At 37.8% G+C, this 656-nt stretch carries 1 tRNA gene and 2 pseudogenes; 1 reads left to right on the top strand and 2 read right to left on the bottom strand.

What is annotated here, in order from left to right:
• Positions 1 to 23: 23 nt before the first annotated feature.
• Positions 24 to 97 (top strand) — tRNA-Asn (locus HT669_RS10775).
• Here the strand turns inward: HT669_RS10775 and HT669_RS11310 are convergent.
• Positions 86 to 373 (bottom strand): annotated as a pseudogene (locus tag HT669_RS11310) (transposase); the annotation flags it as partial. The gene HT669_RS10775 and the pseudogene HT669_RS11310 overlap by 12 nt on opposite strands.
• Positions 372 to 656: pseudogene (locus HT669_RS10765) on the bottom strand (IS630 family transposase); the annotation flags it as partial. The pseudogenes HT669_RS10765 and HT669_RS11310, both read right to left, overlap by 2 nt.

Below are 656 nucleotides of genomic sequence, written 5' to 3'. Positions count from 1 at the left end.
ATAGGGAAGTCGCTTAGCTTTAATCCGCCATAGCTCAGTTGGTAGTAGCGCATGACTGTTAATCATGATGTCGTAGGTTCGAGTCCTACTGGCGGAGTAATTTAGTTAAGAGGTTTAGGCCTCTTTTTTTGTTATGTAATAATAATCTATCTCGTGTTATTAGAGGCGAGACATTTTTCGGCTCTTTGTCAACTGTAGTGGGTTGATGAAAAGCTAATCTCGAGAAAGGGCAAATTTCGTCATTTTTTTTGAAGTTTTTAAAGTTCCGAAAACCAAAGGCGTTGCGTTTGATAAGTTTGATGAGATTATTAGTGACTTCTAGTTTGGCGTTAGAATAGGCTAGTTTAAGGGCATTGACAATTTTCTCGTTATCAGCGTTCCAAACATTCAAAAATAGTTGGGACTTCCCTTAATAAATCTGTTACTTTCTTTTTCAAGATAGCCCAAGCTTGCTCAATAGGATTCAAATCTGGTGAATAAGGCGGTAGAGGTAAGAAAAAGTGTTTATTTTGGATGCAGAGTTCATCCAAAATGTTCTTGGGATAAAAACTAGCATTGTCCATGATAATAACATGAGGTGTCTTCAAAGCAGGCAGGAGTTGCGTTTTGAACCACTCCACAAAGAAATCGCTTGTCATGCTGTTCTTGTAAATCAT

Origin of the sequence: Streptococcus sp. 2100 (genome assembly GCF_013276335.1) — a bacterium.
Taxonomy (GTDB): Bacteria; Bacillota; Bacilli; order Lactobacillales; family Streptococcaceae; genus Streptococcus; species Streptococcus pseudopneumoniae.
Note: the sequence above shows the minus strand (reverse complement) of the source record. Positions and strands in the feature narration are given on the sequence as shown.